Origin of the sequence: Acidovorax sp. 69 (genome assembly GCF_002797445.1) — a bacterium.
Classification (GTDB): domain Bacteria; phylum Pseudomonadota; class Gammaproteobacteria; order Burkholderiales; family Burkholderiaceae_C; genus Acidovorax.
The window spans coordinates 3229894-3243148 of sequence record NZ_PGEP01000001.1 but is presented as its reverse complement, the minus strand read 5'-3'; the positions used below and the strand labels follow the sequence as shown (position 1 = coordinate 3243148).

The 13255-nt window shown below is 64.3% G+C and carries 15 protein-coding genes; 7 read left to right on the top strand and 8 right to left on the bottom strand.

The annotated features are described in order from the left end of the window. Positions 1-22: 22 nt before the first annotated feature. The gene (locus CLU85_RS14825) at positions 23-358 is read left to right on the top strand and encodes a DUF6172 family protein (RefSeq protein WP_100410932.1); all 336 of its coding nucleotides are present in this window, start codon (positions 23-25) and stop codon (positions 356-358) included. A 78-nt stretch (positions 359-436) separates the two neighbouring features. On the opposite strand, the gene CLU85_RS14820 is transcribed toward CLU85_RS14825, so the two are convergent. After that, complete coding sequence (locus tag CLU85_RS14820; protein WP_100410931.1) at positions 437-1711, bottom strand: DEAD/DEAH box helicase; 1275 nt, start codon at positions 1709-1711, stop codon at positions 437-439. Positions 1712-1937: 226 nt separating this feature from the next. Here CLU85_RS14820 and CLU85_RS14815 point away from each other — a divergent pair, with 226 nt between their 5' ends. The 4 genes from CLU85_RS14815 (at position 1938) to CLU85_RS23150 (ending at position 3263) form a co-directional block, all read left to right on the top strand. Continuing rightward, positions 1938-2408: a DUF2721 domain-containing protein gene (locus CLU85_RS14815; protein ID WP_100410930.1), complete on the top strand. Its 471-nt coding sequence runs from the start codon at positions 1938-1940 to the stop codon at positions 2406-2408. Further along, positions 2405-2767, top strand: a complete 363-nt coding sequence (locus CLU85_RS14810; protein ID WP_100410929.1) for a translation initiation factor Sui1 — start codon at positions 2405-2407, stop codon at positions 2765-2767. Before CLU85_RS14815 ends, CLU85_RS14810 begins: the two co-directional genes overlap by 4 nt. A gap of 13 nt (positions 2768-2780) precedes the next feature. Then, positions 2781-2993, top strand: a complete 213-nt coding sequence (locus CLU85_RS14805) for a DUF3820 family protein (RefSeq protein ID WP_100412567.1) — start codon at positions 2781-2783, stop codon at positions 2991-2993. Positions 2994-3089: 96 nt separating this feature from the next. Next, positions 3090-3263 carry a LiaI-LiaF-like domain-containing protein gene (locus CLU85_RS23150; protein ID WP_198509199.1) on the top strand — a complete coding sequence of 58 codons (174 nt, stop codon included), beginning with the start codon at positions 3090-3092 and terminating at the stop codon, positions 3261-3263. 66 nt (positions 3264-3329) lie between these two features. On the opposite strand, the gene CLU85_RS14800 is transcribed toward CLU85_RS23150, so the two are convergent. Further along, positions 3330-3746: a group III truncated hemoglobin gene (locus CLU85_RS14800; protein WP_100410928.1), complete on the bottom strand. Its 417-nt coding sequence runs from the start codon at positions 3744-3746 to the stop codon at positions 3330-3332. 32 nt (positions 3747-3778) lie between these two features. Then, positions 3779-4537 carry an iron-sulfur cluster repair protein YtfE gene (gene ytfE, locus CLU85_RS14795; RefSeq protein ID WP_100410927.1) on the bottom strand — a complete coding sequence of 253 codons (759 nt, stop codon included), beginning with the start codon at positions 4535-4537 and terminating at the stop codon, positions 3779-3781. A gap of 92 nt (positions 4538-4629) precedes the next feature. Here ytfE and CLU85_RS14790 point away from each other — a divergent pair, with 92 nt between their 5' ends. After that, complete coding sequence (locus CLU85_RS14790) at positions 4630-5148, top strand: Rrf2 family transcriptional regulator (protein ID WP_100410926.1); 519 nt, start codon at positions 4630-4632, stop codon at positions 5146-5148. A gap of 148 nt (positions 5149-5296) precedes the next feature. On the opposite strand, the gene serB is transcribed toward CLU85_RS14790, so the two are convergent. Both serB and CLU85_RS14780 read right to left on the bottom strand, forming a co-directional pair. Beyond that, the gene (gene serB, locus CLU85_RS14785) at positions 5297-6010 is read right to left on the bottom strand and encodes a phosphoserine phosphatase SerB (protein ID WP_100412566.1); all 714 of its coding nucleotides are present in this window, start codon (positions 6008-6010) and stop codon (positions 5297-5299) included. Positions 6011-6227: 217 nt separating this feature from the next. Next, positions 6228-7046 (bottom strand): sigma-70 family RNA polymerase sigma factor, encoded by an 819-nt coding sequence (locus CLU85_RS14780; protein ID WP_100412565.1) that lies wholly within the window; start codon positions 7044-7046, stop codon positions 6228-6230. A gap of 87 nt (positions 7047-7133) precedes the next feature. Between CLU85_RS14780 and CLU85_RS14775 the strand changes: the two genes are divergently transcribed. Further along, a complete protein-coding gene (locus tag CLU85_RS14775) occupies positions 7134-7733 on the top strand; it encodes an ATP-dependent Clp protease proteolytic subunit (protein WP_100410925.1) in 600 nt (199 codons plus the stop codon). A 69-nt stretch (positions 7734-7802) separates the two neighbouring features. On the opposite strand, the gene CLU85_RS14770 is transcribed toward CLU85_RS14775, so the two are convergent. The 3 genes from CLU85_RS14770 to mfd all read right to left on the bottom strand — a co-directional run bounded on the left by CLU85_RS14770 (position 7803) and on the right by mfd (position 13219). Further along, positions 7803-8783, bottom strand: a complete 981-nt coding sequence (locus CLU85_RS14770; RefSeq protein ID WP_100410924.1) for a tripartite tricarboxylate transporter substrate binding protein — start codon at positions 8781-8783, stop codon at positions 7803-7805. Positions 8784-8988: 205 nt separating this feature from the next. Further along, on the bottom strand, positions 8989-9666 hold the full coding sequence (locus CLU85_RS14765) for a hypothetical protein (RefSeq protein WP_100410923.1): 678 nt from the start codon (positions 9664-9666) through the stop codon (positions 8989-8991). A gap of 79 nt (positions 9667-9745) precedes the next feature. Further along, positions 9746-13219, bottom strand: coding sequence for a transcription-repair coupling factor (mfd, locus tag CLU85_RS14760; RefSeq protein WP_100410922.1), 3474 nt, complete (start codon positions 13217-13219; stop codon positions 9746-9748). Positions 13220-13255 lie beyond the last annotated feature (36 nt).

Genomic DNA, 13255 nt, shown 5'->3' with positions numbered 1-13255 from the left:
GTCACAGGCGGTACCATCGCCCATGAGAAAAAATTTCCAACTCCACGTTGAAGGCAAGAACCGCGACCGCGTTCTGGACGCTGTTAAGCACGAAATCCGCAAGTACATCAAGCGCGAACGCCGCCGGGATATCCCTGAAGGCGCTAACTTCTGGGACTTTGACTGCCAGTTCGGCCGCACCAAGGAGGACGCTGCGGTGGTGCACCTCTCGGCTCTGACGGGCCTCATCAATGAGGTGGCGGCCGATGGTGGCGCGCAGTTTTATGTCGAGATACTTGCCAAACCCGGCAAGCGCCAGCCAAGGGCCGCGGGCGAGGTTGCCGACAACAATGCGGATGAGGGCGACGAAGGGCTCTGAGATCGACCCCTGCTGCGGCGCAGCTCCGCTGCGGTTCACATTCTTCTGGTAGGCCCCTGCAAGATCGTCGGCACGTTCTTAGGGGCCTTTTTTGTTGTCGCTAGGGGCAGTCGCCCCCGCTGTTGCCGCTCGCAGCTTGTCTTTCTTGCTGGGTCGTTTGCCCTTGACGCCGCCTGTGCCGTGGGGGTCGGTGGTCGAGGCCGCTGTGGGCGCGTCGGTGGGTTCGAAGCCCACCATCTGCTCACGTGGCAGGCTCAGGTGCTGGCGCTTTTCGATCAGGCGGAAATGCGCTTCGGCGTCGGCGGTCACAAAGCTCACGGCCACACCGCTCTCGCCTGCGCGGCCGGTGCGGCCGATGCGGTGCACGTAGTCCACTGCCGAGCGCGGAAGATCGTAGTTGACCACGGCGGGCAATTGCGCAATATCGATGCCGCGCGCGGCCAAATCGGTGGTGACCACCACCTGCCAGCGTTCGTCCTTGAATTCCTGCAGCACTTGCTTGCGCGCGCCCTGGCTCAGGCCACCATGGAAGGGCGTGGCGAAGATACCCGCCTTGTAGAGCTTTTCGGCCACATGCTCCGCCGCGTACTGTGTGGCGACAAACACCAGCACACGCGACCAGTTGTGTTCCTTGACCAGATGGCGCAGCAACTGCGTGCGGCGGCTGGCATCGACTGCAATCGCGCGCTGCTCAATGGCCGGCTCGTTGCCGGGTGTGTGGGGCACTTCTATCCGGACCGGGTCTTTCAGCAAACCATCGGCGAGCGTTTGCACGGCGGTGGGGAAGGTGGCCGAGAAGAACAGATTTTGTCGCTGGGCGGGCAACAGGGCCAGCACGCGCTGCAGCTCTTCGGCAAAGCCGAGGTCCAGCAGGCGGTCTGCCTCGTCCAGCACCAGGTGCGCCACGGCAGAAAGCCGCAGCGCGTTGTGCTCCACCAGATCCAGCAGGCGGCCCGGCGTGGCTACCACGATGTCGGCGCCGCCGCGCAGCCCAAGCATTTGCGGGTTGATCGACACACCGCCAAACACGATGGCCACCTTGAGCGGCTGTTGCAGGTGCTGGGCCAGGCTTCGCAGTACCTCACCCACCTGGGCGGCCAGTTCACGCGTGGGCACGAGCACCAGAGCACGCACCCGGCGTGGTCCTCCGGTGGCGCTGAACTGCAATTGTTGCAGCAGTGGCAGGGCGAAGGCAGCTGTTTTGCCCGAGCCCGTCTGTGCAGCGCCCAGCAGGTCAACCCCTCTCAATATGGCAGGGATGGCACCGGCCTGAATGGGCGTGGGCGCCACAAAGCCCGCTTTTTCTGCAGCGTGGACGAGGGCAGGGGACAGACCGAGGGAGGCAAAAGGCATGGAAGGGCGCCGAAGAGGTGATGAAGGATGCACGCACGGCAGCGCGGACGAGAAAGAGATAGAGCGCATTGTCGCCGCAGTTGCCCAATGGGGAGGGCGGTGCCACTTGGAGGGGCAATTCGGAGCGCCTGGCATCTGCCGAGGTGAATGCGAGCCGCCATCACCTCTGGTTCGCAACCGATAATCGGGCCACTTGATTTTTGTTGCTTGATTTCGGACCCACCCCATGGCCCTGACCCTTGATACTTCTGCCATTACCCACGGCATTCAGCTGGCGGTGGCTCCCGTGTTTTTGCTCACGGCAGTGTCCGGCATGATTGGTGCGGTGGCCGGGCGCTTGGCCCGAATTATTGACCGGGCCCGCTTGGTGGAAGACCGTGCACGCGCCAATGCCGAGCCGGAGTTTCTGGCCCGCGCCTACAGCGAACTGGCTGACCTGCGATTGCGCGGGCGACTGGCCAATGGGTGTATCGGGTTGCTTACTTTTTGTGCATTCCTGATTGGCATCACCATCATTTTGCTGTTTTTGGGTGAGACGACCGACTTCCAGTCCAGCCGGTTCGCTGTGGGCGGCTTTCTGGCGGGAGTCGCTTCGTTTTTGCTGGCGCTGGTGTGCTTTTTGACCGAAACACTGCTGGCCACCCGATTGCTTAACTTCCACATGTTGCAGCAAGAGGTGGAGGGGAAAAGGTCATGAAGTCTTTCGCAGGCCTGGGGGGCCTCGTGTATTCCACCGAATCAGGTCGCATGTGCCCTGGCTGCCGCCAGCCGGTGGCGCAATGCATCTGCCAGCAGAACAAGCCGCTGCCCACAGGCGACGGCATTGTGCGTGTGTCGCGCGAGACCAAGGGCCGTGGCGGCAAGGCCGTCACCTTGGTCAAGGGCGTGCTGGTGGACGAAGGCGCGTTGGAGCAGTTGGGCAAGCAACTCAAGGCGGCCTGCGGCAGTGGAGGCACGGTGAAGGATGGTGTGATCGAAGTGCAGGGAGACCATGTGGAGCGCGTGGTGGTGGCGCTGCAGAAGCTGGGCCACAAGGTCAAACGCGCTGGCGGATAGCCCCATGACGCTGATCGACCCCGACAAGCTGCAACGCCTTGTTGTGCTACAGATGCCTTACGGAAAACACAAAGGCACGGTGCTGGCCGACTTGCCGGGCAACTACCTGAACTGGTTCGCACGTGAGGGCTTTCCCAAGGGGGAGTTGGGGCAGTTGCTGGCGCTGATGCACGAGATTGATCACAACGGGTTGTCTGACCTGCTCAAGCCCTTGCGCGGGCGGTGAGTGGTGGTGGGGTGGGCATTGCTTTTGCCCCGTGGCAGGCGCGGGGCTCCACCATAATGATGGCGACCATCCAACCACAACTCCGAGGGAATGCACATGAAGGGCAATATTGCGGCGATCGTTCTGGTCGTGCTGGGCGTGTTTTTTCTGTTGACCAACCTGGGGCTGATCAGCATCAGTCTGCGCGAGTTGCTGCGCGTGTGGTGGCCGGTGGCGTTGATTGCTGTGGGCCTGGCGCTGTTTTTTACGCCGGGCTCCAAGGGGAAATAGGCGACCTGTAGAAGTCGGCGCCTTCGATTGCCTGTGGGGGTGGGCTTGCTGCAATGCAGGCGAAAGTCAGGGGTGCGAATGGCCGTGCGCGTGTTCGTCTGAGCGAGGCGTTGCAAAAGCCGGGTCGCTGCCAAAGTAGCCCCGGAAGAGGTTGCGCGCAATGCCATGCGCAGCCACTTGCAGGTCGTGCGCTACCTCGGGCGTAAACAGGCCGTTGGTGTGTTGTTGCCACAGTCCGACCCAGGCGGCAAAGTGGGCAGGCGTCACGCCCTGCAGCGCCATGTGCTTGCCAAATACATCACCCTTGAAGCTGCGAGTGCCCAGCGCCACCGTGCTCCAGAAATCCACCAGCCGTTGGAGGTGCGCTTCCCACCGACCGTGCAGGGCCTGTTCAAAAACAGGCCCTAGCAACGGATCATTGCGCACGTCTCCATAAAAACCGTGCACGAGTTGCGTGATGCTCTCCACGCTGGGTGGTGGCATGTCTGGGGTCGTCGTCCGAACTGCTTCTTGGCTCATGCCTGCAGTGTGCCAGCGCCGCTGCAGGCGCAGCCTGAAGGGCCGCAACCTTGCGCAGGCGCCGCGCTGGCCTCGAACGATGGGAACAACACGTTGTTTTCGAGGTGGATGTGGTTGATGAGGTCGTCGCCCAGTTGTGCGATGCCGGCATACAGTGCGCGCCAGGTATTGCACGCGCCTTGAGGGGGCGTGGCGTCGTGGGTAAGGGCGTTGAGTTTGTCCAGTGCCTCGCCATGGTCCACGTGCTCAGCGCGCATCATGCCGATGGGCTGACCCACAAAGGGGTTGCCACCGGCCTTGAGCATGGGGAACAGCACCTGCTCTTCCTTGAGCATGTGCGACAGCAGTTCTTCGTGCATTGCTTCCAGGTGGTCGGCCAGTCCGACGGGCACATCCGGATTGTCGCGGTGTACGGCCTCCACGCGGCGGGCCATGCGGATCAGCTCGGGCAGTTGCTGGCGATGCACCTCGTGATAGCGGGCCAGGATGTGGTCAATCAGTGCGCTGGGTGATGCGGCTTCGGGCACGGCGTCGCTGCGCTGCAAGGCTGACAGTTCGGCCAGCACGGCGTTGGCGTCCAGACCCTTGTCGGCCGCCGCCTTGGCCAGGCTCACCTGACCACCGCAGCAAAAATCCAGCTTGAGACGCCGGAACACCGCAGTGGCGCCGGGCAACTGCACGGCAATCTGGCCGATCTGTTGGTCGGTACTGAGGGTGGTCTGGGGTACTTGCAGGGTATCGATGCGGGCGTTCATGGGGGTTCCTTTAAAGATTCATTTGATGTGAATATTTTATCCAATAAAATTCAGAACAAGTACATCTTTTTAATTGACCTGCGGCAAATCCCATGCGCCTGACCCAATGGACCGACTACACCTTGCGCGTGCTGATGTACTGCGCTGCTACCGAGGGGCGGGCCCAGCCTGTCACCATCACCGAGGTGGCCGAAGGCTATGGCATCTCACGCAGCCACCTGATGAAAATTGTGCAGCAGTTGTCTGCGCAAGGCATGCTGGAGACCACAAGAGGCCGGGGTGGTGGCATGCGATTGATGCAACCCGCTACCGCCATCAATATCGGTGCGGTGGTGCGTGCCACCGAAACGGACTTCAATCTGGTGGAGTGTTTTGACCCCACCACCAACCAGTGCCGCTTGAGCAGCCATTGCCGCCTCAAGGGTGTGTTGAGCCAGGCCATGCAGGCCTATCTGGCGGTGCTGGATGGGGTGACGCTGGCTGACCTGATGGCACCGGCTTCGCCCACGGGGCGCGGGCTGTGGCCGACCGTGGCGGTGCCGCGCAATGGCGCTATTCGCACTCCACCACAACCCTTGCCTGGGTTGCCGGATGCGCCAGAGTTTGAGTAAAAACAACGCTGTAGCGCTTGTTCAATAAGCGTCAGCAGCTATAAAAATAGTAGTAATTGTCACGCACTGTACCGGCTGGACGAGATGCCGCACGCGTGGTGCAGCAGCTGGTGCGCAGCAGAAGACAGCGCCCTGGGGCGCTGGCCACTCAGCGCAGCACTTCCAGCAGGCGGTCGAGCCCGCCCTGGTTGATCGCCACCTTGGCCTGCGCGCGCACGGCGGGCTTGGCGTGGTAGGCCACTGACAGGCCAGCAGCGCCCATCATGGGCAGGTCGTTGGCGCCATCGCCCACGGCGATGGTCTGCGATGGCGAGATGCCCATGAGCGAGGCCACCTCCAGCAGGGTGCGGCGCTTTTCGGCGCCGTCGCAGATGTCGCCCCAGGCTTGGTCTACCATGCGGCCGGTGAGCAGGCCGTTGTCCACCTCCAGCATGTTGGAGCGGGCGAAGTCGATTCCGAGCCCCGCCTTCACGCGGTCGGCAAAGAAGGTGAAGCCGCCCGAAACCAGCAGCGTGGTCAGGCCCGCAGCCTTGGCGGCGGCGATCAGCTCCCTGGCGCCAGGGTTGAAGCGCAGTCGCTCACTGAACACCTGCTCCATGTGCAACACCGTCACCCCCTTGAGCAACGCCACGCGCTGGCGCAGGCTTTCTTTGTAGTCGGTAATGACGCCCTGCATGGCCGCTTCGGTGATGGCGGCCACTTCGGCCTTGCGGCCTGCGGCATCGGCGATCTCGTCCACACATTCGATGTTGATCAGGGTGGAGTCCATGTCAAACGCGATGAGCTTGTAGCTCGAAAGGGACAGGGGGGGCTCGATGCCCTGGACGACAAGACCTGGGGCGAATTCGGTGGCGTTTTTCATGGCGATGCGAAAAGGCAAAAATGTGAGCAAGCGAAATAACCCGCAATGGTATCGCTCGCGCACGGCATGGCTGCGCACGAGGCGGGTACGCCAGGGTCTGGTGGTCGAGGCCCGTGTGGTCCGAGGCGCGACGGGATGCGAGGCGGCGGCGGCAGGCATGCCCCGTTTTTGCCCCGGTGGTTATGTGAATAACAGTGCGGGCCGCCTCTGCTGCATCTCACACCGGCACAGGGTCCTCGTCGCGTTCTGCCTGCACACCCAGGGGCAACACGCACAGGGTGATGCCATCGAGCGTGAGCACCAGGCCCAGCTGGCCGCCCATCTGCACCACGGCACTGGTGGTAACGCCTGCCAATGAAGGTGCCGCGGCCGCCATTGCAGGCGCCTTCGCGCAGTTCGCAAGGCTCGCCGCAGCGCGGACCACCGGCTGATTGAGCATCGCCCACAGCGTCTGCGGATCACGCAGTTGCAGGGACTGCAGATACAGGCGGAACGTGGCCTCTTCGGTGGGGTCCAGCTCGCGCTCGGGATGGGGCAGGTGCGCGCCGCCCGCTTTCGGGAGGCGCAGCAGCGCCCTTCGCAGCTGCTGGCGACTGCCAGCTTCGGTCTTGCCGCTGGCCAAGGCAATCTCGGCATGGCTGGCTTCGAACACCTCGTGCAGCAGCAGGGCAGCGCCATCGGCGGGTGCAAGGTGTGCCGCAAGCAGACGCAGTGCGTGGACCGCTTCCTGAGCCCGCGCGGCATCTGCCTCGGCAGAGGGCGTCGTGGGCTCGGAGCTGCGGGCCGCGCTCGCCTCTGCCAGCCATTGCTGCAGCCACTTTCGCCGACGCAGGCGGTCAATGGCCAGGTTGCGCACCACGGTCAGGAGCCATGCCTGGGCGACATTGAGCTGCAGCATGGCGTCAGCTTCCAGGGCTCGCAGGTAGGCGTCCTGAACGGCGTCTTCGGCCTCGGTGGGGCCCAGAAGGCGGGTGGCGGCTCGCACCAGGCGGGGGCGGTCGGTTTCGATCAGGGGCAGCAGTCGGTCATCGTGCATGGGGAAATCTTGCCATACGGCCTGCGCGGTGCGCGTCACGCGATCGGCGCCTCGTTCGTCAAGGCAGTTCAACTACCGGATTGTGCGATGAACACCACCCCAGACACCCCTGAACCATCCACCAGCACCGAGCCCCGCACCTCCTACCTGGAAGAAAAGGCTTTCAAAGCGCGCACCTTGCTGATTTTCGGAAGCGTGACCGATGTGATGGCGGCAGACGTGACGCGCCGTTTGATTGCGCTGGATGCCGAAAGCGCCGACCCCATCGATGTGCTGGTGAGTTCGCCAGGCGGGCATCTGGAGTCTGGCGATGCCATCCACGACATCCTGCGTTTCATTGCTGCGCCGGTGAACATGATTGGCACCGGCTGGGTTGGCAGCGCTGCCGCCCATCTTTTCCTCGCTGCGCCTCTGGAAAAGCGCTGTTGCCTGCCCAATACGCGGTTTCTGATCCACCAGCCCAGCGGTGGTACAGGGGGCCCCGCCAGCGACATCGCCATTCAGGCGCGCGAGATCGTCAAGGCGCGTGAGCGCATCGCCCGGACGATCGCGCGCGAGACGGGCAAGCCGCTGGAGGTGGTGCTTCTCGACATTGAGCGAGATCGGTGGCTGTCGGCCCAAGAGGCGGTCGAATACGGGCTGGTCTCGCGCATCATCGAGCGCAAGACCGAACTGCGCGCCGCTTGATCCCCAGCGAGCCCGCGTCGCAATGAGGCTGCATTGTTTCAGTGCATCCCCTGCATGGAGTGCTGCGGACTATTGCGGAACCAGCCCCGCCGCTTTCACCAGCTCGGCGTGGATCTTGATCTCCTGCGTGATCGCGTCCTTGAGTTGCTGGCTGGTGCCGGGCGCCACCTCCATGCCGCTGGCGGCCAGCTTCGCTTTGATGTCGGCGTCGGCCAGCGCGGCGTGTGCGGCGCGCTGCAAACGGTCGATGACGGGCTGGGGTGTTTTGGCCGGTGCCAGCAGGCCGACCCAGGCGGAGAGGTTCATCTCGGGTGCACCGGCTTCCGTCATGCTGGGCGTCTGCGGCAGGGTGCCCGTGCGCTGCGCGGCCATCAGCCCCAGCGCGTGCAGCTTGCCGGACTGGATGTGGGGCAGCGCCTCGGGCAACACGGCAAACAGCATGTCCACCGTGCCCGCCAGGGCGTCGTTGATGGCCGGGGCGCCGCCCTTGTAGGGCACATGCAGCAGATCGGTCTGGGTGCGGGTGGTGAACATCAGCCCCGCCAGGTGCTGCGGGCTGCCGTCGCCTGACGAGGCATAGGTCAGCTTGCCTGGTGCCGCCTTGGCGGCGGCGATCACCGCGGCCACGGTGGGGAATTTCTGCTTGTCTTTGACCACCAGCACCATGGGCTGGTTCACGAACTTGGTGATGGGCACGAAGTCGGCCTCAGGGTCGTAGGGCAGGGTTTTGAAAATGCTCTTGTTGGTGGTCAAAAAGGATGCAGGCGACACCATGAGCGTGTAGCCATCGGATGCAGCGCGCGAGACCAGCGGCGTGCCGATCTGGCCCGACGCCCCGGCCTTGTTGTCCACCACAAAGGGCTGGCCCAGCTCGGCCGACATTTTTTGCGAGACCACGCGCGCAATCATGTCGGCACTGCCGCCTGCTGGCAGGGCCACGATGACTTTGACGGGGCGATCGGGGTAGGTGCCTTGGGCCAAGGCGGGAGTTGCGGAACAGAGCGCAAGAAAGGTGCTGGCCAGGGCCGGGATGAGACGCCGAATTGGCATGGAACAACTCCCAAAAGGTGGACGGACAAGCAGGCGGGGCGAGCCGGTCTGGCTGGCAGGGGGGCTTGCTTTCTCACGGGTATACCGCGTGTTCCGTACTTAAGCAATTCCTGCACCAGAGGTCCGGAGCCCGCCAGCCGTTGGACCCGTTGGGGGTGCGAGTGCTTCTCTTTTTATAGCTGCTAGCGCTTTTGGGATAAGCGCTTCAGCCGTTTCTTTGCCGCAAATAGAGCTCATCCGACCAGGTGGCCAGCCATTGGGGCTTGAAGGCCACGAACACCGCGCACAACATCCCGGTGACCGCAGCATCCCCCCAGGCCATCAGCCAGCGCGCCACGAGCGAGAGCTGATCGCCCACGCCCGGCAATGTGTGGCCGCTCCATTGCGACAAGGTGCCCGCCACGAACAGGCACAACGCGGTGCCCAGAAAACCACGGCCCAGCACATACACGAAGGCGCGCACGCCCGCCAGCGATGGGGCCCCCGCCAGGCGGCGCAACAACACGCCCAGCAGCAGCGCCAGCGTGGCGGGCACCACGCCCTGCCACACGGCGATAGCGAGCGCATCCCACCAACCCAGGCTGGGCGAGACCAGCGCCGCGACAGCGCCCACCGCCAGCAAGGTGGGCACAGTCAGCGGCCAGCCCAGCATCAGCAGCACCAGGCACGCGCCGGACCACTGCAGTTGCAACGGCATGTGGTGCAGGGTGGGCAGGGCCCAGACCCACGGCAGCAGGACGAGGGTGGCGAGCAGAGGCGTCCACAGCGCGGCGGGGGATCCGTGCTGCGCTTCCTGCGCCAAGGGCTGGCGGCTGGCCAGCAACCGCCAGGGGCGGGCGGCCAGCGCAGCGGCGAGGGCGATCAGGGCCAGGGCAGCTTCCATTGGATGAACTATGAATTTGATAGCTGTTAGCGCTTTGCGGATAAGCGCTAGAAGCCAATTTCAATCTGTTTTTACATCGCTATGCGGCCACTGGCTGCCCCAGCGAGCGCAGGATGTCCCGCACCATCTGAGCGCGGTCCTTGGGGTCCTTGAGCTCGCGCTCGATGCGCAGCTTCTCGTTGCCCGCCAGCTTGATGTGCTTGTTCTTCTGGATCAGCTCAATGATGCGCATCGGGTCGATGGGCGGCTGGGGCTTGAAGGTGATATTGATCACGCCCGGGGCCGCATCCACCTTCACTACACCGTAGGGCTGGCTCAGCACGCGCAGGCGGTGCACGTCGATGAGGGTCTGCGCCTGCGGCGGCAGCTTGCCAAATCGGTCCACGATCTCTTCGAGCAGGCTGTCGATCTGGTCGGGGTTCTTGGCTGTGGCCAGCTTCTTGTAGAACGACAGGCGCAGGTGCACATCGCCGCAATAGTCGTCGGGCAGCAGGGCGGGGGCGTGCAGGTTGATGTCGGTGGTGACCGACAGGGGCGACAGCAAGTCAGGCTCCTTGCCCGCCTTGAGCGCCTTGACGGCTTCGTTCAGCATCTCGTTGTACAGCTGGAAGCCCACTTCCAGCATGTTGCCGCTCTGGTTCTCGCCCAGCACCTCGCCCGCACCGCGAATTTCGAGGTCGTGCATGGCCAGGTAGAAGCCGCTGCCCAGCTCTTCCATCTGCTGGATGGCGTCAAGCCGTTGCTGCGCATGCTTGGTCAGCCCTTCGATGTCCGGCACCATCAGGTACGCATAGGCTTGGTGGTGGCTGCGGCCCACGCGGCCGCGCAGCTGGTGCAGCTGCGCCAGGCCGAACTTGTCGGCGCGGCTCATGATGATGGTGTTGGCCGTGGGCACGTCGATGCCGGTCTCGATGATGGTCGAGCACAGCAGGATGTTGTAGCGCTGGGCCACAAAGTCACGCATCACGCGCTCCAGCTCGCGCTCGGGCATCTGGCCGTGGGCCACGGCAATGCGCGCCTCGGGCAATATTTCTTCGAGCTTCTGGCGGCGGTTCTCGATGGTCTCCACCTCGTTGTGCAGGAAGTAGATCTGCCCGCCACGCTTGAGTTCGCGCAGCACCGCTTCGCGGATCACGCCCGTGCCCTCGTTGCGCACAAAGGTCTTGATGGCCAGGCGCCGCTGCGGCGCAGTGGCAATGACCGACAGGTCGCGCAGGCCTTCGAGCGCCATGCCCAGCGTGCGGGGGATGGGCGTGGCCGTGAGTGTGAGCACATCGACCTCGGCGCGCAAGGCCTTCATCTGCTCCTTGTGGCGCACGCCGAAACGGTGCTCTTCGTCGATGATCAAGAGGCCCAGGTTGTGGAACTTGGTGGACTCGGACAGCAGCTTGTGCGTGCCCACCACGATGTCCACTGTGCCGTCGCCGATGCCCTTGATGGCGGCGGTGATCTCCTTGCCCGAACGGAAGCGCGAGACCTCGGCCACCTTCACCGGCCATTTGCTGAAGCGGTCCACCAGCGTCTGGTAGTGCTGCTCGGCCAGCAGGGTGGTGGGCGCGAGGAAGGCCACCTGCTTGCCGCCCGTGACGGCGACGAAGGCCGCACGCAGGGCCACCTCGGTCTTGCCGAAGCCCACGTCGCCGCAGACCAGGCGGTCCATCGGGCGGGGGCTGATCATGTCCTGGATCACCGCGTGGATGGCAGCGTTCTGGTCGGCGGTTTCGTCAAAGCCAAAGTCGTTGGCAAAGGTCTCGTAGTCCTGCGGGCTGTAGCGGAAGGCATGCCCCTGGCGCAGCGCGCGGCGGGCGTAGATGTTGAGCAGTTCGGCCGCGCTGTCGCGCACCTGCTCGGCAGCCTTGCGCTTGGCCTTTTCCCACTGGCCGCTGCCCAGCTTGTGCAGCGGGGCTTCGTCGGCACTCACGCCGGTGTAGCGGCTGATGAGCTGCAGCTGGCTCACGGGCACGTAGAGCACGGCCTTGTCGGCGTATTCGAGGTGCAAGAACTCCTGCATGGCGGGCGTGCCGTCGGGGTTCTTGTTGCCCACGTCCATGTTGATCAGGCCCCGGTAGCGGCCAATACCGTGGGCACTGTGCACCACGGGGTCGCCCAAGGTCAGTTCTGCCAGGTCTTTGATGAGCGCTTCGACGTCGCTTACCTGCTCTTGCTTCTTGCGCCGGCGCGTGGTGGGGCCCGCGGCAAACAGCTCGGTCTCGGTGACGAAGTCGATGCCGTCCTCGATCCAGCTGAAGCCCACGGTGAGACCCGCCGTGGCAATGCCCACCTTCTCGGTGGCATCGCCCTGGAACTCAGCCAGTGAGTCAAAGGCCGGTGGGTTCACGCCGCTGGCGCGCAGAAAGTCGAGCAGGCTTTCACGCCGACCATCGCTCTCGGCCAGCAACAGCACGCGGTGCTGCGTGTTGCGGATGTGGGCGTGCAGGCGGGCCAGCGGGTCTTCGGCGCCACGCACCACCGACAGGTCGCCGAGCTTGTGGAAATGCGGGTTGTCATCCACGTCCTGCACGCCGGGGCGCAGAGACAGCTGGGCATGCTCTTTGGCGCGCGTGTAGAACTGGTCTGCCGAGAGGAACAGCGCATCGGGCGGCAGTACGGGGCGTTCCGGATCGCCCTGCACCAGGCGAAAACGGTCCTTGGTGTCCTGCCAAAAGCTCTGGAAGGCCGGTTCCAGGTCGCCATGCAGCACCACCGTGGCCTCGCCGCCCAGATAGTCGAACACGGTGGCGGTCTCGTCAAAGAACAGCGGCAGGTAGTACTCGATACCCGCCGTGGCCACGCCCGCGCCCATGTCCTTGTAGATGCGGCTCTTGGTCGGGTCGCCCTCCAGCATCTCGCGCCATCGGCTCCTGAACTTGGCCCGCGCGTCGTCGTCCATGGGGAACTCGCGGCCTGGCAGCAGGCGCACCTCGGGCACGGGGTACAGGCTGCGCTGGCTGTCGGGGTCGAAGGTGCGGATGCTGTCGATCTCGTCATCGAACAGGTCCACGCGGTAAGGCACCAGCGAGCCCATGGGGAACAGGTCGATCAGCCCGCCGCGCACGGCGTATTCGCCAGGGCTCACCACCTGCGATACATGGCTGTACCCGGCCAGCGTGAGCTGGGCCTTGAACTTCGCTTCGTCGAGCTTTTGCTTGACCTGGAAATGGAAGGTGTAGCCCGCCAGGAAGGAGGGCGGTGCCAGCCGATACAGCGCCGTGGTGGCGGGCACCAGCACCACATCGGCCCCCGTGTCCTTGTCCTTCTGGCTGATGCGCCACAGCGTGGCCAGCCGCTCACTGATCAGGTCCTGGTGCGGCGAGAAGGTGTCGTAGGGCAGCGTCTCCCAGTCGGGGAACAAGGCGCAGCGCAGCGAGGGCGCAAAAAAAGCCATTTCCTCGATGAGGCGCTGCGCATCGGTGGCGTCGGCCGTGACGATGGCGGTGGTCCGGCCGGCGGCCTTGTCGCGCTCAGCCAGGCGGGCCAGCAGAAGCGAGTCCGCGCTGCCCAGGGGGCGGGGCAGGGTGAAGCGTTTTCCGAGGGAGAGTTTGGGGAGTTCCATGCGGACGGTGTCTATCGTCAGAACCCGCCGCATCCC

Excerpts from the sequence above, each read along its gene's own strand:
- CLU85_RS14825 (WP_100410932.1), top strand. The coding sequence starts at position 23 with ATGAGAAAAAATTTCCAACTCCACGTTGAAGGCAAGAACCGCGACCGC.
- CLU85_RS14820 (WP_100410931.1), bottom strand. The coding sequence starts at position 1,711 with ATGCCTTTTGCCTCCCTCGGTCTGTCCCCTGCCCTCGTCCACGCTGCA.
- CLU85_RS14815 (WP_100410930.1), top strand. The coding sequence starts at position 1,938 with ATGGCCCTGACCCTTGATACTTCTGCCATTACCCACGGCATTCAGCTG.
- CLU85_RS14810 (WP_100410929.1), top strand. The coding sequence starts at position 2,405 with ATGAAGTCTTTCGCAGGCCTGGGGGGCCTCGTGTATTCCACCGAATCA.
- CLU85_RS23150 (WP_198509199.1), top strand. The coding sequence starts at position 3,090 with ATGAAGGGCAATATTGCGGCGATCGTTCTGGTCGTGCTGGGCGTGTTT.
- CLU85_RS14800 (WP_100410928.1), bottom strand. The coding sequence starts at position 3,746 with ATGCCACCACCCAGCGTGGAGAGCATCACGCAACTCGTGCACGGTTTT.
- ytfE (WP_100410927.1), bottom strand. The coding sequence starts at position 4,537 with ATGAACGCCCGCATCGATACCCTGCAAGTACCCCAGACCACCCTCAGT.
- CLU85_RS14790 (WP_100410926.1), top strand. The coding sequence starts at position 4,630 with ATGCGCCTGACCCAATGGACCGACTACACCTTGCGCGTGCTGATGTAC.
- serB (WP_100412566.1), bottom strand. The coding sequence starts at position 6,010 with ATGAAAAACGCCACCGAATTCGCCCCAGGTCTTGTCGTCCAGGGCATC.
- CLU85_RS14780 (WP_100412565.1), bottom strand. The coding sequence starts at position 7,046 with ATGCACGATGACCGACTGCTGCCCCTGATCGAAACCGACCGCCCCCGC.
- CLU85_RS14775 (WP_100410925.1), top strand. The coding sequence starts at position 7,134 with ATGAACACCACCCCAGACACCCCTGAACCATCCACCAGCACCGAGCCC.
- CLU85_RS14770 (WP_100410924.1), bottom strand. The coding sequence starts at position 8,783 with ATGCCAATTCGGCGTCTCATCCCGGCCCTGGCCAGCACCTTTCTTGCG.
- CLU85_RS14765 (WP_100410923.1), bottom strand. The coding sequence starts at position 9,666 with ATGGAAGCTGCCCTGGCCCTGATCGCCCTCGCCGCTGCGCTGGCCGCC.
- mfd (WP_100410922.1), bottom strand. The coding sequence starts at position 13,219 with ATGGAACTCCCCAAACTCTCCCTCGGAAAACGCTTCACCCTGCCCCGC.